The organism is Streptomyces sp. NPDC007157, assembly GCF_040634235.1.
Taxonomy (GTDB): Bacteria; Actinomycetota; Actinomycetes; order Streptomycetales; family Streptomycetaceae; genus Streptomyces.
The window spans coordinates 137,080-159,553 of record NZ_JBEYFE010000020.1 but is presented as its reverse complement, the minus strand read 5'-3'; the positions used below and the strand labels follow the sequence as shown (position 1 = coordinate 159,553).

16 protein-coding genes and 1 tRNA gene are annotated in these 22,474 nt (G+C 71.3%); 2 read left to right on the top strand and 15 right to left on the bottom strand.

Annotated elements, in window-relative coordinates; translation table 11 throughout:
• Window positions 1-14: 14 nt before the first annotated feature.
• The 11 genes from ABZ642_RS31600 to ABZ642_RS31550 all read right to left on the bottom strand — a co-directional run bounded on the left by ABZ642_RS31600 (window position 15) and on the right by ABZ642_RS31550 (window position 13,454).
• The gene (locus tag ABZ642_RS31600; protein WP_360490028.1) at window positions 15-482 is read right to left on the bottom strand and encodes a hypothetical protein; all 468 of its coding nucleotides are present in this window, start codon (window positions 480-482) and stop codon (window positions 15-17) included.
• A complete protein-coding gene (locus ABZ642_RS31595) occupies window positions 479-1,765 on the bottom strand; it encodes an ATP-grasp domain-containing protein (protein WP_360490026.1) in 1,287 nt (428 codons plus the stop codon). Before ABZ642_RS31595 ends, ABZ642_RS31600 begins: the two co-directional genes overlap by 4 nt.
• 20 nt (window positions 1,766-1,785) lie before the next feature.
• Window positions 1,786-3,054: an ATP-grasp domain-containing protein gene (locus tag ABZ642_RS31590; RefSeq protein WP_360490024.1), complete on the bottom strand. Its 1,269-nt coding sequence runs from the start codon at window positions 3,052-3,054 to the stop codon at window positions 1,786-1,788.
• 41 nt (window positions 3,055-3,095) lie between these two features.
• A complete protein-coding gene (locus tag ABZ642_RS31585; RefSeq protein WP_360490022.1) occupies window positions 3,096-4,364 on the bottom strand; it encodes an MFS transporter in 1,269 nt (422 codons plus the stop codon).
• A gap of 57 nt (window positions 4,365-4,421) precedes the next feature.
• A complete protein-coding gene (locus ABZ642_RS31580; RefSeq protein WP_360490020.1) occupies window positions 4,422-5,669 on the bottom strand; it encodes an aminotransferase class I/II-fold pyridoxal phosphate-dependent enzyme in 1,248 nt (415 codons plus the stop codon).
• Window positions 5,666-6,610 carry a prephenate dehydrogenase gene (locus ABZ642_RS31575; RefSeq protein ID WP_360490018.1) on the bottom strand — a complete coding sequence of 315 codons (945 nt, stop codon included), beginning with the start codon at window positions 6,608-6,610 and terminating at the stop codon, window positions 5,666-5,668. Before ABZ642_RS31575 ends, ABZ642_RS31580 begins: the two co-directional genes overlap by 4 nt.
• Window positions 6,607-8,679 carry an aminodeoxychorismate synthase component I gene (pabB, locus tag ABZ642_RS31570; protein WP_360490016.1) on the bottom strand — a complete coding sequence of 691 codons (2,073 nt, stop codon included), beginning with the start codon at window positions 8,677-8,679 and terminating at the stop codon, window positions 6,607-6,609. Before pabB ends, ABZ642_RS31575 begins: the two co-directional genes overlap by 4 nt.
• Window positions 8,676-9,923, bottom strand: a complete 1,248-nt coding sequence (gene prmC / locus ABZ642_RS31565; RefSeq protein ID WP_360490014.1) for a peptide chain release factor N(5)-glutamine methyltransferase — start codon at window positions 9,921-9,923, stop codon at window positions 8,676-8,678. Before prmC ends, pabB begins: the two co-directional genes overlap by 4 nt.
• Window positions 9,924-9,952: 29 nt before the next feature.
• Entirely contained in the window at window positions 9,953-11,407 is a 1,455-nt protein-coding gene (locus ABZ642_RS31560; RefSeq protein ID WP_360490012.1) for an FAD-dependent oxidoreductase, read from the bottom strand.
• Window positions 11,408-11,682: 275 nt separating this feature from the next.
• On the bottom strand, window positions 11,683-12,705 hold the full coding sequence (locus tag ABZ642_RS31555) for a DUF5937 family protein (RefSeq protein WP_360490010.1): 1,023 nt from the start codon (window positions 12,703-12,705) through the stop codon (window positions 11,683-11,685).
• A gap of 666 nt (window positions 12,706-13,371) precedes the next feature.
• Window positions 13,372-13,454, bottom strand: a tRNA-Leu gene (locus tag ABZ642_RS31550).
• A 469-nt stretch (window positions 13,455-13,923) separates the two neighbouring features.
• Between ABZ642_RS31550 and ABZ642_RS31545 the strand changes: the two genes are divergently transcribed.
• The gene (locus ABZ642_RS31545; protein ID WP_360490008.1) at window positions 13,924-14,751 is read left to right on the top strand and encodes an ABC transporter ATP-binding protein; all 828 of its coding nucleotides are present in this window, start codon (window positions 13,924-13,926) and stop codon (window positions 14,749-14,751) included.
• Window positions 14,751-17,279, top strand: a complete 2,529-nt coding sequence (locus ABZ642_RS31540) for an FtsX-like permease family protein (RefSeq protein WP_360490006.1) — start codon at window positions 14,751-14,753, stop codon at window positions 17,277-17,279. The genes ABZ642_RS31545 and ABZ642_RS31540 overlap by 1 nt, the downstream gene beginning before the upstream one ends.
• Before the next feature lie 92 nt (window positions 17,280-17,371).
• On the opposite strand, the gene ABZ642_RS31535 is transcribed toward ABZ642_RS31540, so the two are convergent.
• The 4 genes from ABZ642_RS31535 to ABZ642_RS31520 form a co-directional block, all read right to left on the bottom strand.
• Window positions 17,372-18,670, bottom strand: coding sequence for a cyclopropane-fatty-acyl-phospholipid synthase family protein (locus tag ABZ642_RS31535; protein WP_360490004.1), 1,299 nt, complete (start codon window positions 18,668-18,670; stop codon window positions 17,372-17,374).
• Window positions 18,671-18,938: 268 nt separating this feature from the next.
• A complete protein-coding gene (locus ABZ642_RS31530) occupies window positions 18,939-20,318 on the bottom strand; it encodes an NAD(P)/FAD-dependent oxidoreductase (RefSeq protein ID WP_360490002.1) in 1,380 nt (459 codons plus the stop codon).
• Between the two features lie 515 nt (window positions 20,319-20,833).
• The gene (locus ABZ642_RS31525; RefSeq protein ID WP_360490000.1) at window positions 20,834-21,775 is read right to left on the bottom strand and encodes a Ppx/GppA phosphatase family protein; all 942 of its coding nucleotides are present in this window, start codon (window positions 21,773-21,775) and stop codon (window positions 20,834-20,836) included.
• A gap of 163 nt (window positions 21,776-21,938) precedes the next feature.
• Window positions 21,939-22,457, bottom strand: coding sequence for a DUF501 domain-containing protein (locus ABZ642_RS31520; protein WP_123976446.1), 519 nt, complete (start codon window positions 22,455-22,457; stop codon window positions 21,939-21,941).
• Between the last annotated feature and the right edge of the window lie 17 nt (window positions 22,458-22,474).

Here is a 22,474-nt window from a genome sequence, read left to right as displayed (position 1 = left end):
GAGACTTCGGCCGCTTATTGCGGCGGGTCTCCGCGGGCGCTTTCGGTTGTCCGGACGGATGGATTCTCTTTCCGTGGTGAGCCTCCGTTCGTTTCATTCGTCCCGGGCCGCCGCGGGGCGGCCCGGGACAGGGCCAGCACAGCCCGCCCGATGTCGGTGCCCTTGGTTCCGAGCGGTTCGGTGTACTGGCGCAGCACCTGGTTCTCCCACGCCAGCTCCGACTGCGGCAGCCCCGCCGTGCGCCGCAGTGCGTGGTAGTGCCGGGCGAGTGCGGCCCGGCGCAGCACCATCGCGACGATCTGCCCGTCGAGGTTCTCCAGCAGGGCGCGTATGTCGCTCCCGTCCCCGCGCGCCGGTTCGGCGGGTGTGGCACCCCCGTCCGCGCGCGCCGGTTCGTCCGCTTCCGCGTCCGACGGGACGGCACGTGGCCGGCACGTGCCGCGCGGTGCCGACTGACGCCTGGACTCCACCGGTGCGCTCACAGCAGATCGGGCTCCTCGGCAGTGACCCGGGTGACGAACTCCAGTCGTCCGATGGCCTCCTGGGCCAGTGCGAGCGCCTTGTCCGGGGTGTCGGCGCCGGCCCGGGCCTGGGCCAGCCGTGAGTCGGAACTGCGCAGGCCGTGCAGCCGGTCCCCGGCCCGGCCCAGCACCTCGACCCGTACACCTTCGGGGTGCGGCCCGTCCGCACCGGTGACCTCGACGAGGACGCCCGCGGCGGGCGCCCCGGCGAACCAGATCGCCTCGCCGCGCCGCCCGCGCCGGGCGCCGGCCAGCGCGGCGCGCAGTTCGGGGAGCACCCGCTCGCCCGTGCACTGGCGCAGCTGGTACTCGACCAGGTCCACACCGGTGGCGTCGGTGACCATGTTCCAGATCTCGTCGCCACCGACCCGCAGGTGGGTCTCGATGATCCGGGGCCCCTGTCCGGTGAGCACCACCTCGGTGTGGGTGGGCCCGAACTCCACACCCAGCGCGTCGAGTGCCCGGGCCAGGTGCGCGCGGATCTCCTCCTCCTGCCCGGCGTCGAGCGGCGCGGGCATCACATGACCGAGCTCCACCAGGCTGGCCGGGTCCGAGTACTTGCGGGTGAAGGCGACGGCCACGTGCTCACCGCCTTCCGAGAAGGCCTCCACGCTGTACTGGGCTCCGGGGAGGAAGGCCTCCACGACGACCTCGGAAGCCGCCTCCGCGTCATCGGCGCCGCCGGCGGCCCCCTCCTTGCCCAGGGCCCGCGCGAACGCGGCCGGTGCCTCCTCGGCCGAGCGGATCATCGACACTCCCGTACTGGCCGTGCCCCGGCGGGGTTTGACCACACACGGGTAGCCGTGCTCGGCGGCGAAGGCGCGCAGCGCGTCCACGTCGGGCACCTCGGCGGCGGGGATCGACTCCACGCCGGCCTCGGCCAGCCGCCGCCGCATGGCGAACTTGTCGAAGACCAGCCGCACGGTCTCCGGCGCGTGCGTGGCGATGCCCAGCGCCCGGGCCGCGTCGGCCGCCGCCTCCTGGCACTGGTCGCCGAAGGCCGCGATGCGCGTCACCGACTGCGTGGCGTGGACCGCGCGGGCCAGCTCGATCCACTCCTCGACGGGCGCGTCGGCGCGGACGGCGACGATCCGGGCGTGCCCCTCGGCCTCCTCCACCTTGGCCAGGTGTTCGAGCCGGCACAGCACGCTCGTGGTGTAGGCGCGGCCCAGTCTCTTTCCACGGGCGCGGATGCGGCCGGGGATGTCATATCCGTTACCGAAGATCAGGATGTGTTCTGACATGGTGCTACTTCTTCCGATTGTCAGTCTGGGTTCGGCTCGGTGGTCACGGTGATCTTTCCGGCGAGCTGCTGGGCGAGTGCCAGGGCCGCCGCGGTGTCGGGGCCGGTGACCAGGACCTGGCCGACCCGGTCCCAACTCGCCTGCAGCGGGCGTACGGTGCCGCCCACGTCGACGGTGACGTCCAGCCCGACGACGCCCTCGTGCGCCCGTGCCTCCTCGACGCCCTCGATGCCGGTGACCCGGCCCGGCTGAGCGGTGAGGAAACAGGTCGCGGCGGCGGCGCGGGCCTTCGGGGGCGCCTCGATCGCGGGCAGTGCCCCGGCGGCCCAGCCGACGGTGTACGCCTCGATGTCGACGCCGTACGCCGCCTCGACCAGCTCCATGATCCGGTCGCCGCCGGGCCGCCCGTGCGACTCGATCACACGGGGACCGCGGGAGGTCAGCTTCACCTCGGTGTGCGCGGGACCGTGGCGCAGCTCCACGGCGTCGAGGAAGGCGGTGACACAGTCTCGTACGGCCTGCTCGTCGGCGGCCGGCAGGCGGGCCGGCAGGGCGTGCCCGGCCTCGACGAAGCCGGCGACGGTGCTCTTCTCGGTGACCGCGAGCAGGATGTGCCGGCCGTCGAAGCTGAGCGACTCGACGCTGTACTCCGGCCCGTCCAGGTACTCCTCCATCAGGAAGCGCCCCACCGGGAAGTACGCGGCGAACGGGTGCTCGGTGCTGCCGCGCAGGGCGGTGATCGCCTGCCAGGCGTCCTCGACCGCGTCCGGCGTCTCGACCAGACGCACCCCGAAGCTGGCGGCCGCGTCCACCGGCTTGACGATGAAGGGATGGCCGTGCCGGGCCCCGAAACCCTCCAGCGCGGCCCGGTCCTCGGCCACGGCGGCGGCTACCGCGCCGGGCCGGCCGGCCAGGTGCTCCCGCATCTCCGCCTTGTCGCGCAGCAACCGGGCGCACCGGTGGCCGTTGCCGCGCAGGCCCAGCGTGTCGCAGATGAGGCCGACGGGCTCCACACCGGGTTCGGTGATGGTCGCCACGCCCGAGAAACCGAAGACCTGGTGCGCGGCCGTCACCAAGGGCCGCAGGACGGACCAGTCGGTGTAGTCGACGAGCAGTGCCGCGCGGACCAGGTCGGCGTACTCGGGCCGGTACTCGTCGGGGCGCTGCACGTTGACGACGTCCAGCCCGAGCCGCCGGGCTTTGCGGACGGTCTCCAACCGCCCCCCGATGAGCAGCACCGTACGGCTGCCGCCGCCCGCCGCCGCGGTCGTGCCCGCGTCCGAGCCCATGCGTCCGTCTCCCTTCCTTTCGGTTCCTGGTCGGTCGGTGGTCAGTCCCTGGTCAGTTGGTGCTCGGCCGCGTCGGCGTGGTCCGGTACCGCCTCCCCCTGGCCGGCCAGGGTGCGCTCCCCCCATCGCACGACCGGCACCATCGCCAGGCCCGCCGCGACGAAGAGGGCGCCGAGCAGGATCCAGCCGGGCGCGCCCCAGTAGACGAGGAGCCCGGTCAGCGCGAGCGGGCCCACGATCTCGGCCACCGTCAGCCCGGACCCGAAGAACGCCTGGTACTGGCCGTGCTTGCCGTCCGGGGCGAGCCCGAAGCTGATCTCCCAGCTGCCGGCCATCTGCATCATCTCGCCCACCGTCTGCACCGCCGCGGCGGCGACCAGCAGCAGCACCGCCGACCAGGCGGAGTCACCGCTGCCGGAGAAGGCGAAGACGACGCAGCCGGCGCCGAGCAGCAGCCCGCCGCGCACCACGTACCGCGCCCCGCTCGCCAGGTCGGTCACCCCGCGCGCCACCCGCACCTGGAGGACCACGACGGCGAGCGTGTTGAGCACGAACATCACCGACAGCACCCACTTCGGGGCCTCGGTGTGCCCGACGATCCACAGCGGCAGCGCCACGTCGATCAGCGGCACGTGCAGCACGAGGACCAGGTTGAGCAGACTGACGGCGACGTAGGGCCGGTCCCGGAACACCGTCTTCGTCCGCTCGCCGTCGGCGGGCGCCGGGGCGGGGGCGATGGGCGGCACCCGCCACAGCACCGCGGCGGCCACGGCGAACGCCACGGAGTTGAGCGCGAACGCCGCGAGATAGGCCCCACGCGTGTCGAAGAGCAGCACCACGCCGCCGAGCGCGGCACCCAGGGAGAGCCCGGCGTTGTAGCTGGCCTGGAGGACGGCGCGGACCTTGGTGAGGTTCTCCTTGGGCACCACCCCGGCGAGCAGAGCCTGCTGGGCCGCGGAGCCGCTGCGCTGCCCCACCGCGTACAGGCACGCGGAGAGCACGAACAGCGGGAAGGAACGCACCACCAGGTACGAACCGACGGCGACCGCCGCGCACAGGAAGAAGAACACCGCCGTCCCCCGCGCCCCGCGGCGGTCGGCCAGATGCCCCAGCGGCACGCTCAAGGCCAGCGCCACCGTCCAGGCGATGGTCAGCCCGAGGCCCAGCTGGGCCGCGGACAACCCGACGACCTGGGTGAAGAACAGGGCCGCCGTCACGTAGTACGCGCCGTCACCGGTCCTGCTGATCAACTGGGCCAGGGCGAGCGTACGCGCCGGTCCGGCCGGAGGGACCAGGTTCTTCGTGTTCATGTGACTCCTTGGGCGGGCCCGCCGGGTCGTGGGCTCACCGTTGCTGTGGGGGGACGGTCATGAGGCGATCGGGCCGAGTGCCTCCACAGCCGCTTTCAGCTGGGAGGTCTCGTGGAGCGCGGAGAGCGCGAAGCGTATGAGCCCGGTGCCCTTCGCGACGGTCGGGAAGAAGGCGGGCAGCACCAGGACCCCGGCCGAGCGCAGCCGCCTCGCGGCCTCGAACGCCGCCTGCTCGGTGGCGAAATGGGCCCCGCGGACGGGCGAGCGCTGCCCGGCGCTGACGAGCCGGCCGTCGGTCAGCTCGTCGAACAGAGCGGCGTTCCCCCACAGCCGCTCCTGCAACCGGGCCACCTCGCCGCTCAGGTGCAGCTTGGCCGCGGCCACGTCCGCGGCGAGCAGCGGCAGCATGATGGAGTGCCCGAAGACCAGCGGGTTGGCGAACTTGCGCAGTACCCGCACGTCCTCCTCGCCGGGCAGCACGACGAAGCCGCCCGCGCCACCGAAGGCCTTGGACAGCGAGCCGACCAGCACCACGTTGCCGGGCAGTCCGTCGGTGAAGGCCTCGTAGGCGTAACCGGCGCCGTGGGGGCCGTCGATGGAGATGCCGTGCGCGTCGTCGACGTACAGCAGCCCGCCGGCCTCCCCCAACGACCGGGCGAGGGAGTCGACGTCGATCAGGCCGCCCATCGAGCCGACGCCGTCGACCAGCGCGATCGGGGTGCGGCCCTGCGCCCGCGCGTCGGCCAGCCGGGCCTCCAGGGTCCGCGGGTCCGCCAGGTCGAACCGGTGCACGGGGCCGATCTGCTCCAGGACCCCGCGCAGCACCTGCATCGAGGCGTGGGCGGTCTTCTCCATCAGGAACACCGGGCCGTCGCCGGTGACGGGATAGCCGGGGAGCGTGCCGTTGCCCAGCAGCGGCAGCACTCCGAGGTGGACATTGCTGACGGAGGTGAAGGGCACCACCGGCCGGCCGCCGTAGATCTCGCTCAGCAGTTCCTCGAGCTCCCCCAGATAGACCGGGCGCATCCGGTTGCGCGAGGAGGAGAAGTGCACGCCGAACCGGCTCAGCGCGTCCTGCGCGGCCGCGACCAGATCCGGGTGTTCCTCCAGGCCCAGGTAGGAGCAGGAGACGAACTCGACGGCACGGCTGCCGTCCGCGAGCTCGACCTCCTTGCCGGCGCGTCCGCTGATGACATGCCCGGTGAGCCCTTCGTCGAAGGCGCGGTCCAGTGAGTCGGTGGTCTTGTCGATACGGGCGGCGACCCAGTTGGCGGGCCTGGTGGTGCTCAGCTCATCGGTGATCACGCGTTCTCCTCGGGGTCGGCGGGGGAGGCTGCGGGCAGTTCCGCGAACAGCCCGGCGCACACGTCCCCGAAGTGCTCGAGCCGGTCGCCGAACACACCGGACAGCTGGTGCAGATGACGCTCGAAGTCCCGCTCGTCGCCGTCGCCGGCGAGCTCGCGCAACCGGTCCACGCCGTGGGCGAGCGCTTCGCGGGCGTTTGCGGCGTACGGGTTGGCGGACTGGATGTCCCAGTAGACCTCCGGGGTGCCGGAGGCGATCCGGGCGAGCAGCGCCAGCAGGGTGGTGTGCGGCGGGGGCGCGACGGCGGCCAGTTCCCCGATGTCCGCGCCGAGTTCGGTCAGGGCATGGCCGAACGCGAGCACGGTGGCATGGGTGAGGGCCTGGGACACGGCGGCCAGCCGGTCGTGGCGCTCGGCGTCCATCCGTACGACGCGTGCCCCGCCGTCGGCGACCAGGCCGAGCAGTTCCCCGACCAGCGGCCCGTCGCGTAGGACGACCGCGGCCACCGGACGCCCGGGCAGGCCGAGCGACGGGGCGAACATCGGGTTGAGGCCGACCGCCTGATGCTCCGGCAGACGGGCCGTGACCGCCTCGGCGATCCGGGACTTCACCGACAGTGTGTCCGCGAGCAGTGCGCGCCGCGGCAGGACGCCGGCCAGGGCGCTCACCGCGTCCAGCGCCACCGGCTCGGGCACGGCGAGCACGAGCAGGTCGCAGGCGGCCAGTTCGGCGCGCAGCGCGGCGTCCGGCGCCGTGATGTCGCCCTTGAGCAGGCGGACGTCCGGCCGGGCGGTGCCGGGCGCCTCCGGGTCGGCGGCACAGACGTCGAGACCGGTGTCGGCGAGCACTTCGGTGAACAGGCGCCCCACCGCGCCGGATCCGCCGGCCACGACGCAGCGCCGGATCCTGGGCACGGCCGGTGCGGGCGGGTGCGCGGTCATGCGGCCCCCGTTCCGCCGCCGGGCGCGCTGCCGGCGATCGCCGCCGTCATCGTCCGGGACTTCACCAGCGTCTCCTCGTACTCCTCGGCCGGGTCGGACAGGGCTATCACGGCCCCGCCGACGCCGAAGGACGCCCCTTCCGGGGAAGCCACGATGGTCCGGATGACGATGCTGAGATCGGCGGCACCGCTCAGCGAGAACCAGCCGAGCGCGCCCGAGTAGACGCCGCGCGGGCCCGCCTCCAGCCGGTCGATGATCTCCAGGGTGCGCAGCTTGGGCGCCCCGGTCATCGATCCGCCGGGGAAGCAGGCCCGCACACAGTCCACCGCGGACGTGCCCGGGCGCAGCGTGCCGCGCACGGTGCTGACGAGCTGGTGCACGGGCGGGTACGTCTCGACGTCGAAGAGCTTGGGCACGTGGACGGAGCCGACCTCGCACACGGTGTTGAGGTCGTTGCGCAGCAGGTCCACGATCATCAGGTTCTCGGCGCGGTCCTTCGCGCTGGCGCGCAGTTCCTCCGCCAGCGCGGCGTCCTCCTCCGGCGTGGCGCCGCGCGGCCGGGTCCCCTTGATCGGTTTGGACTCGGCGATCCCGTCGACGCCGATGGACAGAAAACGCTCCGGCGACGCGCTGAGCACCGCCACACCCGGCAGGTCCAGCAGGGCACCGTACGGGACGGGGCTGATGTCGCGCATCAGCCGGTAGGTGTCCAGCGGGTCGAGCACCGTGGAGGTGGTGACCATGTTGGTGAGGCAGATCTCGTACGACTCACCGTTGCGGATCTCCTCCAGGCATTCGTCGATCCGCGCCAGGTAGTCCTCCCGGCCGTGTCGCGGCACCAGGGACGCCGCGGCCAGCGGAAGCGCGTCGACCAGGGGGCGCCGCTGCCGTCGGACCTCCGCGGGCAGCACGTCGAGCCGGCCCGCGGTGCTGTCCAGCCACTTGAGGGCGTCCGGGTCGTCCGGCGCCGTGCCCAGACACAGCAGGTACGTGGTCTGCTCGGTGTGGTCGACGACGATCGCCCGGTCCGCGAAGAGCAGCGCGGCGTCGGAGGTGAGCGACTCGTGCACGGCCGTGGCCCCGGTCTCGGCCTTGAGCTCGTAGCCGAGGTAGCCGACGTAGCCGAGGTTGAAGGCGAACGGCAGCGAGTCGTCGGCGGGCAGGGCGCGTCGGCGCAGCTCTCCGCCGAGGTAGTCGAAGAACCCCTGCGACAGCTCCTCGTCCGGCCGGCCGGGACGCTCCACCCGCACGGTCCGGGTGGCGACCCGGTAGGTGACGTACTCCGCGAGCGGACCCGTGCCGTCCCCCAGCACGGAGAAGCGGGCGTTGCCGTCCTCGTGGGAACCGCTGTCCAGCCAGAAGCTGTGCCGCTTGCCGGCGAACAGCTCCGCGTAGGCGGTCACGGTGTCGGGCGCGCCGGCCAGTCGGCGCACCAGCAGGTGGTACGGCGGCGGGGGCGCCGCGGCGGCGACCCGCTCGCGGCGGCTCCGGGTCAGGTCGCGGAAGTTGCCGAGCAGTTCGCGCCCGTACTCGGTGGAGATGGACTCGGGGTGGAACTGCACGCCCCACACCGGTTCGGTGCGGTGGCGCAGCCCCATCAGGACGCCGTCCTCGGTCCAGGCGAGGCCCTCCAGCTCGTCGGAGAGCGCGGTGACGGCCAGCGAGTGGTAGCGCACCACGGAGAAGGGCGACGGGAGCCCTTCGAAGATGTCCTCGCCTTCGTGGCGCACCGCGGAGACCCGGCCGTGCATCGGTTCGGGCGCGTGCTCGACCGTACCGCCGAACAGTTCGGCGATGCCCTGGTGGCCGAGGCAGACGCCGAGCACGGGCAGTCCGGCTTCGCGGATCGCGCGGGCGCTCACGCCGAAGTCCCGTCGGCGGTCCGGGCGTCCGGGCCCGGGCGAGACGACGATGTTGTCGTAGTCGCCCAGGTGCAGGGCGGACCAGTCGACGTCGTTGCGCACCACGGTCGGCGGCTGCCCGTTCACCTCGCCGAGCAGCTGGTAGAGGTTGTAGGTGAAGGAGTCGTAGTTGTCGATGAGGAGCGTGCGCACCGGGCGAGTGGTCATGATCCGTCACCCGTGGCCGACTGCCGCGCGGCGGGCTCCCCGCCGATGACGAGGTCCTCCACCCGGCACGTCTCCTCGATGATCAGGTCGTAGAGGCGGCGCAGGAACGTCCGGTCGACACCGTGCTCGGCGCCGTAGCGGGCGGCGCGTTCCTGGACGATGCCGATCCGGTGCGGCTGCATCATCGGCACCGCGTGCTCGCGCTTGTGCTCCGCGATCTGTACACAGCACTCGATACGGGCTCGCAGGGTGTCCAGCAACCGGACGTCGATCTGGTCGAGTTCGGCGCGCAGTCCCGCCAGTCCGGCCTCGGCGGTCGAGGTCGTCGTCATGCTCCTGCTCCCATCGTCTGCCGTCCGGTACGTCGTCGTGGAACGGGGGCGGTCCTCCTGGTCGCGGTGGCTCTCGGTGCCCGCGAACGCACCGGTTCCGGCCAGCAGTCCCGGCACCACGTCGGCCTGCGCGTCCCCGTGCTCGATCGCCAGGCCGCCGCCGTCACGGAGCAGCCGCGCCGCGCAGTCGACGACGGCCCGGATGACGTCGAGTCCGTCGGCACCGGCGAAGACGGCCTGGCGGGGGTGATGCTCGCCCCACTCCGGCAGCAGCTCCGTACCCACCGGCACGTACGGCGGGTTGGCGAGCACCAGGTCCACGCGGCCGTCGAACGCGGCGAGCAGCTCCGGGTCCGTGACGTCCCCCGCGTGCACGGTGACCGGGGTGTCGCCGGCCGCCGCCCGCGCGGCGGCGTTGCGTCGCGCGCAGGCGAGCGCGGCCGGGTCCAGGTCGACGGCGTGCACCTCGGCGTCGGGGCGGGCGTGCGCGAAGGCCAGGGCGAGCGCCCCCGAGCCCGTGCACAGGTCGACCACCACGGGCGCCCGCTTCTCGCGCACCGCCGACAGGCCCCACGCCAGCAGGAGTTCGGTGGGGAACCGCGGTACGAACACGTCCTCGGTGACCGTGACTTCGATGCCGCCGAGCCGGGCCCGCCCGGTGAGATGACCGAGCGGGATCCGGGCGGCCCGGCGCGCCACGAGGGCGCGCAGTTCCGCCGCGGCGGCCGCGGACACCGGTTGCTCCGCCGGCTCCGGGGAGCCGCCCGGAAGACCCAGCACATGGGCCGCCAGGGCCTCCGCGTCCTCGCGCGGGCTCCACACCCGGGCCTCGGTGAGCGTGCGCTCCGCTTCCCGGAGCAGGGCGTCGAGGTGCTCGTCCTCGACGTGGTGTGCGAGTGACTGGTCGACCACTGTCCGTCGGTCCTTTCCCCGTGTTCGTGTCAACTGGCGGCGGCTGCGTGGCTGACCGCGTAGTAGTCGCGCAGCGCCTGGGCGATGGAGGGGTGGATGCGCGAGGAGGCGAGCAGCTCCGGCGGCGGGGTGAAGGCCGGGTCGAACTCGTCGGCGATCCGGGTGTAGGCCACCCGCAGGTAGTGCTCGATGGTGAACGGCCACTCGACGGGCACGGTCCAGTTGGACTCGTAGCCGGTGGCCAGCATGTGGGTGACGGTGGCCTCCACGATCTCCTCGCGGCTGAGCGGCTGGATCGGCGACCGGACCGGGCGGAACAGGTCCAGCTCGATGCCGGGCTCCTCGCCGAGCAGGAGGGCGGTCATCTCCCGGGCGAGCAGGGGGGAGAGCGTGAGTCCGTCGCGGTAGGTGCCGGTCATCATCCACAGGCCGGCCAGCTCCGTCTCACCGAGCAGCGGCATGCCGTCCAGCGCGACGGGCCGGTTGCCGACCTGGATCGCGCGCACCCCGCTCTCGCCCAGGTTGCGGCGGACCTGGCGGTTGCCGCAGTTGAGCAGGAAGAGCACGTCGGAGATGAGCGGGGTCTCGCGCGGCTCGGGCGAGATGATGTTGGTGGCGCCCACGTAGACATGTCCGGCGCCACGCGGGACGACGTGCAGCCCGCACGCGAAGGCACGGTTGGGTGTGCGGATGACGCTGCGCGGGGCGGTGCCGTCCTCGGTGTCGACCAGGGCCGAGACACCGTAGCCGCTGATCAGCCGGGGAATGCGGGCCGCCTGGTCGGGGACCGTGTCCAGTACGGCCTGTGACGCGGACCCGGCGGCCAGCACCAGCTGCTCGGTGGCCAGCACGGTCCCGGAGTCCAGCTCGACACCGCGCACCCGGCCGTCGGCGTGGTCCACCCGCACCGCCTGCTCCGGGATCAGCGTGCCGCCGGCGGCGAGGAACGCCTCCTCCAACTGCGCCAGCAGCGCGTGGGCGTTCACGGCGTGCTCGTTGGGCAGGAACATCGCCTGCAGGGGACGTGCGGTGGGCTCGGCGTCGAGCCACTCGATGTCCTCCGGGTCGATGTCCTCGAACTTCTCGCCGTACTCGATGAGGGTGTTGCGGATCGCCTTGAAGTTCTGCGTGTCGATGTCGGGCACGCCGACGGTGTTCAGCATGACGACGGTGCCGTCGGCGGTCAGCAGGTCGGTGCCGTCCGAGTCGGGCGACAGGCCGGCCAGCCACTCGGGCCACAGCTTGCTGGCCTGGTAGGCCCAGTCGAGCTTGGTGCGGCCGTAGTCGCTCTTGAGCAGGGTGGTCGTGACCTCACCGAACGTGCCGAGCATCGCCCCCGCGGCCGAGGACGCCGCCTTGGGACGGTGCGGGCGGCCGAGTACGGCCACGCTGAGGTTGCGACGGGCCAGGGTGAGGCCGAGGGACAGGCCGAGTGACCCGTTTCCGACTACGACTACGTCGTGAAAGCGATTGTCCTCGGACATGGTTGCGGGCACCAGATGTTCCCTTCGGGTCGGTCCGGGAGGATGACATGGATGAAGACGTGGAAGTCGTGGGAGAGACGGGCTCACGACAGCCGGTCCCTCGGCCGTCCGTCTCCCGCCCCCTGGACGGCCAAGGGCCCGAGTTCGTCTCGGTCAACGTCGCACTGTGAGCCAAACACACCCGTGAGGGCGCCCCCAACGCTTTTAGCCCCCGCTAAAACCGAGCCGGGGCACACGTCCTCGACGGTTCGGCCGGCTGGTCTCGCGAGCCCCGGTCAGGCCGAGAGGCGTCCACCACCGGGCGCGACGGCGCCCCGCACGAGCGCCTCGCCCGTCTCGGTGAGCGAGTGGATGACGCGGCGGCCGTGGCGTCGGCTCGTCACCAGGTCGCACTCGCGCAGCACGGCGACGTGCTGACTGATGGCGCCGGGGGTGACGTTGATCGCCTCGGCGAGATCGCCGGTGGAGGCGGGCACCAGCAGGGCCTCGAGCACCGCGGAGCGGACGCCGCCGAGCAGCGCGGCCAGCGGGCTCGGCTGGTCCGTGGCGTAGCGGTGCCACAACTCCTCGACGCCCGGCCTGGGGTAGACGATCATCGACTGCTGCGGCGGCGTCATGGTGAGCACCTCCGGCCCGCAGAACACGCTCGGTACGAGCACGATGCCCCGGCCGCCCAGGTCCTTCTGGTAGTCGTAGGCGCTGCGCACGGTGAGCTCCTGGTCCCTCCAGGCGATGCGGGGGTGGAGGGAGGAGAACACGGGGGCCGCCCCGGAACTCTCGATCACCTGCATACGGGAGCGGATGTCGGACTGCAATCCGCCGTGCAGCCGCCGCCAGTGCGGCTCCAGCGCGAGGTCCCAGTACGTCTGAAGCTGTTCGGTGATCCGGGCGATGGCCTGCGCCGGCTGAGCCAGCATCTGCCGGTGCAGCGACGCCGCCTCCTGTCGCCAGGTCACGGGCGTGCCGGGGTCGGCGGCCATCCAGGACACCTCGGCGACGAAGTGCTCACTCGGGGTCGCGCGCACCATCTCCAGCTCTTCGGTGATCCTCCGCGGCCCGGAGCCGTCCGGCGGCGGGGTGAGGAAGTCCGGGACGTATCCGGTGGGCGGGATCAACGCGCGTAGCGGCAGAAGATCCAGGGTCCTCAGCTTCGCGCGGACGTCATCGACCCACGGCTGGTGCCGCCTTCTGCGTTCCGCCGAGGCGAGCATGCGGATGCTGTAGACGGCCTCCCCCAGTGGCGAAGGCGAGAATCGAACCCTTGCGATGTCGTCCACGGTCGCCGAGAAGCGGATCATGTTTCCCCCATGTCCCCGTTGGTGTCGCGCCGGTGGATGACGGAGCGACACATTCAGACGATAGGACCCCGTGCTGAGAGCCGTGGCTCTCCGATGGCGCGATTTCAACCGGCGCGATCCCGCACGGAAGGGCGCAATCCCAGACCCACCGAAACGACGACCGCCCACCGGCCGCTCCGGGCAGTTGGCCGGAACCATGAAGGTCGACCGGGGACAGGACGGAACTTTGACGCAATTCCGGCGCGTCGCGTGCGGGAACGACTGTCGGACTGTCCGACAAGGAGCGGTGTCCGAGCGACGACACAACGGTTCACCCCCGGAGATCCGACGCCTGCCCCGAATGTCCGGTTGATTAGGTGACGCCGCAAAAGCGAGAACGCGGTTGCGTTCGACGCGGGCTCAGCGTCCGGCGACGATCTCGGCCGCGTCGGCCTACTCCACGGGGAGGCGGTACCGCGCGCCGTCGTTCGAATCGTGGGCGATCACGTCCCGCCCCTTCACCCGCCCGAGGGGGCATCGCCCCCTCGACGTTGACCGCCGCACAGAAGACGTCGGCGACCTCCGGGCCTTCGTCGGCGAGACCGAAGCGCTCCGCCTGTCGCGACCGGCACGAGGGACAGCGCCGACCGACCTTATCGGTAGGGCAGGCGCAAATGGCAGCGAAAGTGCCCGGAACCGGACTTGAACCGGTACGCCCGCGAGGGGCAGCGAGGTTTAAGCTCGCCGTGTCTGCATTCCACCATCCGGGCAGGCCATGGGCTCCGCAACGAGATTCCGAGCCTATCGGGAGGCGTCCCTCGAACAGCGGACAGGCGACCCGATGTTGTCTTATTTTATTGACGTCTGAGGGTGCATCAGCCCCCGGAACGAGCCATCCGCACTTGCCAGTAGCGTTACGCGCGGTGGATGCGCGCGTACGGGGAATGACGGAATTTCACCGTCCGAACAAGGGGGCTCCACCTGTTCTGGACAGATGAGAGCGACCGGTTCCGGATCTGGTCCGGACCGGACCGGACCGGTTCGCTTCGCTTCGGTCGGTCGGTCGGTCGGTCGGTCGATCTAAGGGTCCGCCGTCATCCCCAGGTATGACTCGGCACGCTCCGGTCCCCCCTCGGTCGGCCCCCGGAACCGGAACTGCGGCTGACTACACGGGCCCGTACGGCCGGGACGATGGTCACGTCCCCCTGAACGCCGTCGTCCCGACAGGAGCACCCTTCCGTGTCCACCACACCCATCGCCGACCGGCGGACCACCTCCGTGGCCGCTCGCGCCACGGAGCTGTCGAAGATCTACGGACAGGGTGAGACGCAGGTCGTCGCCCTGGACCGGGTCACCGTCGAGTTCCGGCAGGCCGAGTTCACCGCGATCATGGGGCCGTCGGGCTCCGGCAAGTCCACGCTGATGCACTGCGTGGCGGGCCTCGACACCTTCTCCTCCGGCTCCGTGCGGATCGGCGACACCGAACTCGGCACCCTGAAGGACAAGCAGCTCACCAAGTTGCGCCGGGACAAGATCGGGTTCATCTTCCAGGCGTTCAACCTGCTGCCGACGCTGACCGCGCTGGAGAACATCACGCTCCCGATGGACATCGCGGGCCGCAAGCCGGACCCGCAGTGGCTCGACAGCGTCATCCAGATGGTCGGCCTGAAGGACCGGCTGAGCCACCGGCCCGCGCAGCTCTCCGGCGGCCAGCAGCAGCGCGTCGCCGTCGCCCGCGCCCTCGCCTCCCGGCCGGAGATCATCTTCGGTGACGAGCCGACCGGGAACCTGGACTCCCGTTCCGGCGCCGAGGTGCTGGGCTTCCTGCGCAACTCCGTGCGGGAGCTGGGCCAGACGGTCGTCATGGTCACCCACGACCCGGTGGCGGCGGCGTACGCGGACCGTGTCGTCTTCCTCGCCGACGGCCGGATCGTCGACGAGATGTACCGCCCGACGGCCGAAACGGTCCTGGACTTCATGCGCCAGTTCCCCGGGGGCGCTGACACCAGCGGCTCCGCCGCGCGGCCCCTGACCCCCGAGTTCGACGCGAAGGGCCGGACCAGCTGATGTTCCGCACCGCCCTGCGCAACGTCCTCGCGCACAAGGCACGGCTGCTGATGACCGTGCTCGCCGTCATGCTCGGCGTCGCGTTCGTCTCCGGCACCCTGGTCTTCACCAACACCATCTCGGACGCCTACCAGAACAGCTCCGCCAAGGGCTTCGACGGCGTCGACGTGGCCGTACAGGCCAAGTACCAGGACTCCAAGGGCGATCAGGTCGGCAAGACCCCCGACCTCACCCAGGCGCTGCTCGACAGGGCCGCGAAGGTCCCCGGGGCCGCCTCCGCCACCGGGGTCGTCTCCGGCTTCACCGCGATCGCCGACAAGGACGGCAAGCTGATCGGCGGCGGCTGGCAGTCCGAGGGCGGCAACTACTGGGGCACCAAGGACGCCCGATACCCGCTGACCGGCGGCCACGCGCCGAGTGGTGCCAACGAGGTGCTGATCGACTCCAAGACCGCCGAGCGGGCCGGCTACAAGGTCGGCGACACCGTGCGTATCTCGGTGAACGGCCCGGTCCTCACGCCCACCGTCGCCGGCATCTTCACCACCGACGACGGCAATGTCACGGCCGGCGGCAGCCTCGCCCTGTTCGACACGGCGACCGCGCAGCGGCTGTTCGGCAAGAAGGGCGCGTACGACGAGATCGACGTGACCGCGAAGTCCGGCACCGGCCAGGCCGCCCTCAAGGCCCAGCTGGACCGGGCGCTGCCGAAGAAGCTCGTGGAGACCACCACCGGCCACCGGCTCGCCGACGACCAGGCGAAGGCCATCGCCGCCGGCATGAGCGGCCTGCGTCAGGGCCTGCTGGTCTTCGCCGGCATCGCCCTGTTCGTCGGCACGTTCATCATCGCCAACACCTTCACCATGCTGGTCGCCCAGCGCACCAAGGAGCTGGCGCTGCTGCGCGCGGTGGGCGCCTCCCGTCGCCAGGTGACCCGCTCGGTACTGATCGAGGCGTTCGTGGTCGGCGCGGTGGCCGGGGTGGCCGGTCTGGTCGCCGGTATCGGCATCGGCGCCGGACTGCGCGCGCTGATGGGCTCGTTCGGCGCGAGCGTCCCGGACGGCCCGCTGGTCGTCAGCCCCGGCACGGTGGCCGCCGCGCTCGCCGTCGGCGTCGTCATCACCATGCTGGCCGCCTGGCTGCCCGGCCGCCGGGCCGCGAAGATCCCGCCGGTCGCCGCGATGAGCGCGCTGCACTCGGCGCCGACCACCAAGTCGCTGGTGCTGCGCAACACGATCGGCGCGCTGTTCTCGGCGGCGGGCGTCGCGGTGATCCTGGCGGCGACCACGATGAGCGGCTCCGACGGGCAGGCGCCGATGGGCCTGGGCGCGGTCCTCCTGATCATCGGCGTCTTCGTGCTCACCCCGCTCCTGTCCCGTCCGCTGATCGCGGCCGCCGCGCCGCTGCTGCGCGGGTTCGGGGTCGCCGGGAAGCTGGCCCGGCAGAACTCGGTGCGCAACCCGCGCCGTACCGCCGCGACCGCCTCGGCGCTGATGATCGGACTGACCCTGATCACCGGCATGACGGTGATGGCGGGCAGCCTGCAGAAGTCGATCGACAAGATGGCGAGTTCGGCGATCCGCGCGGACTACATCGTCTCGATGGCCAACGGAAACGCGCTCTCCCCCGACGTGGCGAAGAAGGTCGCGGCCACGGACGGTGTCACCGCGAGCAGCCCGCTGCGCAACGCGATCTCCCGGATCGACGGCAAGACCGAGTTCCTGACCGGCGTCAACGGCTCGGCGATCGGCAAGCTGACCGACCTCACAGTGGACAGCGGTTCCTTCAAGGTCGGCGGCTCGGACGTCGTCGTGGACGCCGAGAAGGCCAAGTCGCAGGGCTGGAAGGCGGGTTCGAGCTTCACCGTCCACTACGAGGACGGCAAGGCGCAGAAGATGACCGTCGCCGGCATCTACGAGGGCAACGAGGTGATCCACGGGATCATGCTCGACAACACCGCCCTCACGCCGCACCAGACCGACCCCGCCGACATGCAGGTCATGGTCAAGACGACGGACGGCGCGTCGGGCGCGGCCAAGGACAAGCTGGAGAAGGTCCTCGGCTCCAACCCGGCGATCAAGGTCCAGGACAAGCAGGACCTGTCCGACTCCATCGCCCAGGCGTTCACGCTGATCCTGAACATGGTCTACGGCCTGCTCGCGATGGCGGTGATCGTCGCGGTCCTCGGTGTCGTCAACACCCTGGCCATGTCGGTCTTCGAACGGCAGCAGGAGATCGGCATGCTCCGCGCGATCGGCCTGGACCGCACGGCGGTCAAGCGGATGGTCCGGCTGGAGTCCCTGGTCATCTCGCTCTTCGGCGGAGTGCTGGGCCTCGGCCTGGGCGTGTTCTTCGGCTGGGCGGCGGGCCGGCTGGTCGGCGCGAGGATGCCGACGTACGAACTGGTCCTGCCGTGGTCCAGGATGGCGCTCTTCCTGGTCCTGGCCGGCCTGGTCGGCATCCTGGCGGCCCTGTGGCCGGCCCGGCGCGCGGCACGGCTGAACATGCTGTCGGCGATCAAGTCCGAGTAGCCCGGGCCCGAGCAGTCCGGGCCCGAGCAGTCGCCGACACGGCGAAGGGGCCCCGCACCACGCGTGCGGGGCCCCTTCGCCGTCCTGCCGGCCTACCGGTTCCAGGTACGGGCGCGCAGCGGCAGTCCCGACACCCCCGACTCGGGGGTCCTGACGGCCAGCACCTGGTTGACGCCGATCCGGTTGTGTTCGAAGGCGAGGGCCGAGGCGGCCATGTACAGCCGCCAGACGCGGGCCCGGCCGGGGGTGGTGAGCCGTACCGCCCGCGCCCAGTCGGCCTCCAGGTTGACCACCCAGCGGCGCAGCGTGTGGGCGTAGTGCTCGCGGATCGACTCCACGTCCCGCACCTCGAACCCGGCCCGTTCCAGCTGGGTGACGGTGGTGCCGACCGGGGCGAGTTCCCCGTCCGGGAAGACGTAGGCGTCGATGAACGGGTCGACGTGGTAAGCCGCCTCGTCGCGCTGCGGGCGCCGCGCGATCTGGTGGTTGAGCAGCCGCCCGCCCGGCTTCAGCAGCGCGTGCAGATCACTCGCGTACGCCAGGTACTTCTCCGCTCCCACGTGCTCGGCCATCCCGATCGACGAGATCGCGTCGTACGGCCCGTCCCTGACGTCCCGGTAGTCCTGGACCCTGATCTCCACCCGGTCGGTCAGACCCTCGTCCGCGACCCGCTTACGGGCGTACGCGGCCTGCTCCTGGGAGAGGGTGACCCCGACGACGCTCACGCCGTGCTCACGGGCCGCGTGGATCGCCATCGAGCCCCAGCCGCAGCCGACGTCGAGCAGCCGCTGACCGGGCCTCAGGCCGAGCTTGCGGCAGACGAGTTCCAGCTTGTCGCGCTGGGCGGTCTCCAGGGTGTCCGCATTTTCGACGGCCCCCCAATACGCGCAGGAGTAGACCATCGACGGCCCGAGGACGATCTCGTAGAAGTCGTTCCCCACGTCGTAGTGGTGACTGATGGCCTGCTTGTCACTGCGACGGGTGTGCAGATGGCGGCGTCTGCGCACCTCCTCGCGGGGCGGGGCCGGCGGGACGGGCGGTCCGGCGAGCTTCAGCAGCTCCCGGGCGGCCGCCCGCACCTCGGGGTCGCGCAGGGCCTGGGCGAGGGTACGGTCGTCCTCCCCGCGCTCCCAGATCAGTCCGGACATCACCGCCAGGGCGCTGTACAGGTCGCCCTCGATGTCCAGGTCGCCGGCGACCCAGGCCCGGGCCAGGCCCAGTTCACCTGGTTTGAACAGCAGATAACGCAGGGCACGACGGTTGCGGATCACGATCGCCGGGGCGTCCGGCGGTCCGGCCTGTGATCCGTCCCAGGCCCGCAGCCGTACCGGGAGCGGAACTCCCAGCACCTGCTCGGCAACACTCCTCAGCCGCGACGCGGCGTCGGCCATGGCGTACACCTCCAAGACGACGATCCCGGATGCCGGTTACCACGTAAACACCGTGAGGTCAGCATCGCAGTCCCGCAAAGGAGTTACGACTGGGCAAAACAGCTGTAGTGGCCATGCAGTTACGGGTGGGCCCGGGAACGCCGAAGGACCTCCCGCACCACGGATGGCGGGAGGTCCTTCGGGTGGTGTCGCGGGAGATCCTCGAGGTGCTCCGGCGGCCGAGGCCCGCGGGCCTCGGCCCGGGAGGCCCTGGCCCAGAAGGCTTCGGCTAAGAGGCCTTGGCCTTCTCCTCGGCCTTCGGGGCGGCGACCGGAGCCGGCTTGGCGGCCTCGTAGAACTCCTCGCGGGGGTTCTCCATGGCGCCCAGGGACACGACCTCGCGCTTGAGGAACATGCCCAGCGTCCAGTCGGCGAAGATGCGGATCTTCCGGTTCCAGGTAGGCATCGCCATACCGTGGTAGCCGCGGTGCATGTACCAGGCGAGACGGCCCTTGACCTTGATCTTCGTCTTGCCCAGGACGATCATCGCGACGCCCTTGTGCAGACCCAGACCGGCGACCGCGCCCTTGTTGGCGTGGCTGTACTCCTTCTGCGGGAAGCCCCGCATGCCGGAGACCACGTTGTCGCCGAGGACCTTGGCCTGACGGAGCGCGTGCTGCGCGTTCGGCGGGCACCAGGCGTTCTCGACACCGGCCTTGCGGGCGGCGACGTCCGGCACCTGGGCGTTGTCGCCCGCGGCCCAGATGTAGTCGGTGCCCTGGACCTGGAGGGTGGGGGCGGTGTCCACGTGGCCGCGCGGGCCGAGCGGCAGACCGAAGCGGGCGAGCGCCGGGTTCGGCTTGACGCCGGCGGTCCACACGATCGTGTTGGAGTCGACCTCAAGGCCGTTCTTCAGCACGACGTGGCCGTCGACGCAGGAGTCCATCGAGGTGGAGAGGTAGATCTCCACACCGCGGCTCTCCAGGTGCTCCTTGCCGTACAGGCCGAGCTTGGGACCGACCTCGGGAAGGATCTTGTCGGCGGCGTCGACGAGAACGAAGCGCATGTCCTCACGGGACACGTTCTTGTAGTACTTCGCCGCGTCGCGGGCCATGTCCTCGACCTCGCCGATGGTCTCCGCGCCCGCGAAGCCGCCACCGATGAAGACGAAGGTGAGCGCCTTGCGGCGGATGTCCTCGTCGGTCGTGGAGTCGGCCTTGTCCAGCTGCTCCAGGACGTGGTTGCGCAGACCGATGGACTCCTCGATGCCCTTCATACCGATGCCCTGTTCGGCGAGGCCGGGGATCGGGAAGGTACGGGAGACCGCGCCGAGTGCGATGACCAGGTAGTCGAAGGGCAGCTCGTACGCCTCGCCCACGAGGGGGGCGATCGTGGCGACCTTGCGGTCCTGGTCGATGGTGGTGACCCGGCCGGTGAGGACCTCCGCCTTCGGCAGCACGCGTCGCAACGGGACGACGACATGCCGAGGGGAGATGCTGCCGGCGGCGGCTTCGGGGAGGAAGGGCTGGTAGGTCATGTACGACCGGGGGTCGACGACCGTGACGGTCGCCTCGCCGTAGCGCATCTTCTTGAGAATGCGCCGAGCTGCGTACAGGCCTACGTACCCACCGCCTACTACGAGGATCCTGGGACGCTCCGTGGTGCTCATGGCATCGAGTATCCACCCGCCCCAGGGGGGCCGCTCGTGCGCCCCTTCACAAGGTTCCACAGGGGTCGTGCTACACTCCGCGGCCCACGTGACACAGGTCATGGTCAACAGTGGGAACCCACTTCCGATACGACCCGTTGTCAATGCCGCGTGAGCTGCTCCTCCGGGCTTCCGGGGGCACCGCGGGGGCACCGGATGTCACCCACGCGAGCACCTCCGGAAACACCCCCGGAACGCTCTCCTGAGCACGCACTCGGGGCCACTGAGCCCCCGAACGGGCCAACGGGACCCGTTGGACCCCTCACCTGCACCGAAATCCTTGTGAAGAACTTCACGAAGTTTTCCGAGGGGGTGTCGTGGCACGGCGTGTCACGGGCCGTCCGGGACGCTCACCCGCCACCCCACACGCTCATCCGAGGAGGTCGGAAGGGTCGGGCAAGGCATTCGGAGAGGGTCGGCGAGGCGGCCGGAGAGTCCTGTCGGAAGGCCGGTTCCGAAAAGGCCGGTCGGAAGGGTCAGGCGATGGACCAGGCGATGCCGTCCAGGATGTCGTGCTCGCTCACCACGACCTCCGCCGCGCCCACCCGCTCCATGATCGACAGCAGTACGAGAGCGCCGGCGCCGATGACGTCGACGCGCCCGGGGTGCATGGAGGGGATCGCGGCCCGCTCGGCGTGGGTGGAGCCCAGCAGCCGCTCGGTGATCTCCCGGACCCGGGCGTAGGGGATGCGGGAGTGGTGGATGGCGGCGGAGTCGTACTCCGGCAGGTCCTGGTGGATGGCGGAGAGGGTGGTGACCGATCCGGCCAGTCCGACCAGGGTGTGGGCCTCGCGCAGCGGCACGGTCCGCTCCGCGAGGTCGAGGGCGCGCTCGATGTCGGCCCGCATGGCGGCGATCTCCGTGTCGGTCGGCGGGTCGCTGACCTGTCCCCCGTGCACCAGGTGGCGCTCGGTCATCCGCACACAGCCGACGTCCACGGACCGCGCGGCCCGCACCCCCTCGTCCCCGACGACGAACTCGGTGGAACCGCCGCCGATGTCCACGACGAGGAAGGGCTTGGCGAGGTCGTCGCGGCCCGTCAGCTCCTTCGTCGCACCCGTGAAGGAGAACTCGGCCTCCTGGTCACCGCTGATGACCTCCGGCTCGACGCCGAGGATGTCCAGCACCCCGCGCACGAACTCGTCCCGGTTCTCGGCGTCCCGGGAGGCGGAGGTGGCCACGAACCGCAGCCGCTGCGCCCCGTACTCCTTGATGACGGCCGCGTACTCCCGGCAGGCGGCGAAGGTCCGCTCCAGCGCCTCCGGAGCGAGCCGCCCGGTCCGGTCGACCCCCTGCCCGAGCCGCACGATCACCATCCGCCGGTCCAGATCGACGAGTTCCCCGGTCTCCGGGTTCGCGTCGGCGACGAGCAGCCGGATGGAGTTGGTACCGCAATCGATGGCGGCGACGCGCGTCATGGCTGGGTGTTCCTCACTCTGTACGTGACCGTGTGACGGACCGAGTCGGCTGGTGGGTGTGCAAAGGTCTCGGCGGTCCGGGGGCGGAGCCCCTTGGGGGAACCGTCCAGGGGACGGAGACCCTTGAGGGAACCGTCCAGGGGACAGAGACCCTTGGCGGACGTCACTCGCCGGTGATCACGCAGGCGCCCTTGGCCCACCACTCGGGCAGCATGGCGATCGCCTCGTCGCCGAGCGGGTTCACGCCCGGCCCCGCCGCCAGCGAGTGTGCCACCAGCACGTGGAGGCACTTCACCCGGTCCGGCATCCCGCCGGCGCTCGGGAACCCCGTCAGCTCCTCGATCTCGTCCCGGCGCCGGATGTAGTCCTCGTGCGCGGCCCGGTACGCCGCCGCCAGCTCCGGATCGCTCTCCAGCCGCGCCGTCATCTCCTTCATCACGCCGTTGGCCTCCAGGGTGCCGATGGCGGACGCGGCCTTGGGGCACGTCAGGTAGTACAGCGTCGGGAACGGCGTGCCGTCCGGCAGCCGCGGCGCGGTCTCCACGACGTCCGGCTGCCCGCACGGGCACCGGTGCGCGATCGCCCGCAGCCCGCGCGGCGGCCGCCCGAGCTGCTGCTTGAAGGCCTCGACGTCGGCGTCGGTCGGCTCGGTGCGCGGAGTGGAGGGCGGAGGCGTTTGCATGACTGTGTTCTGTGTGG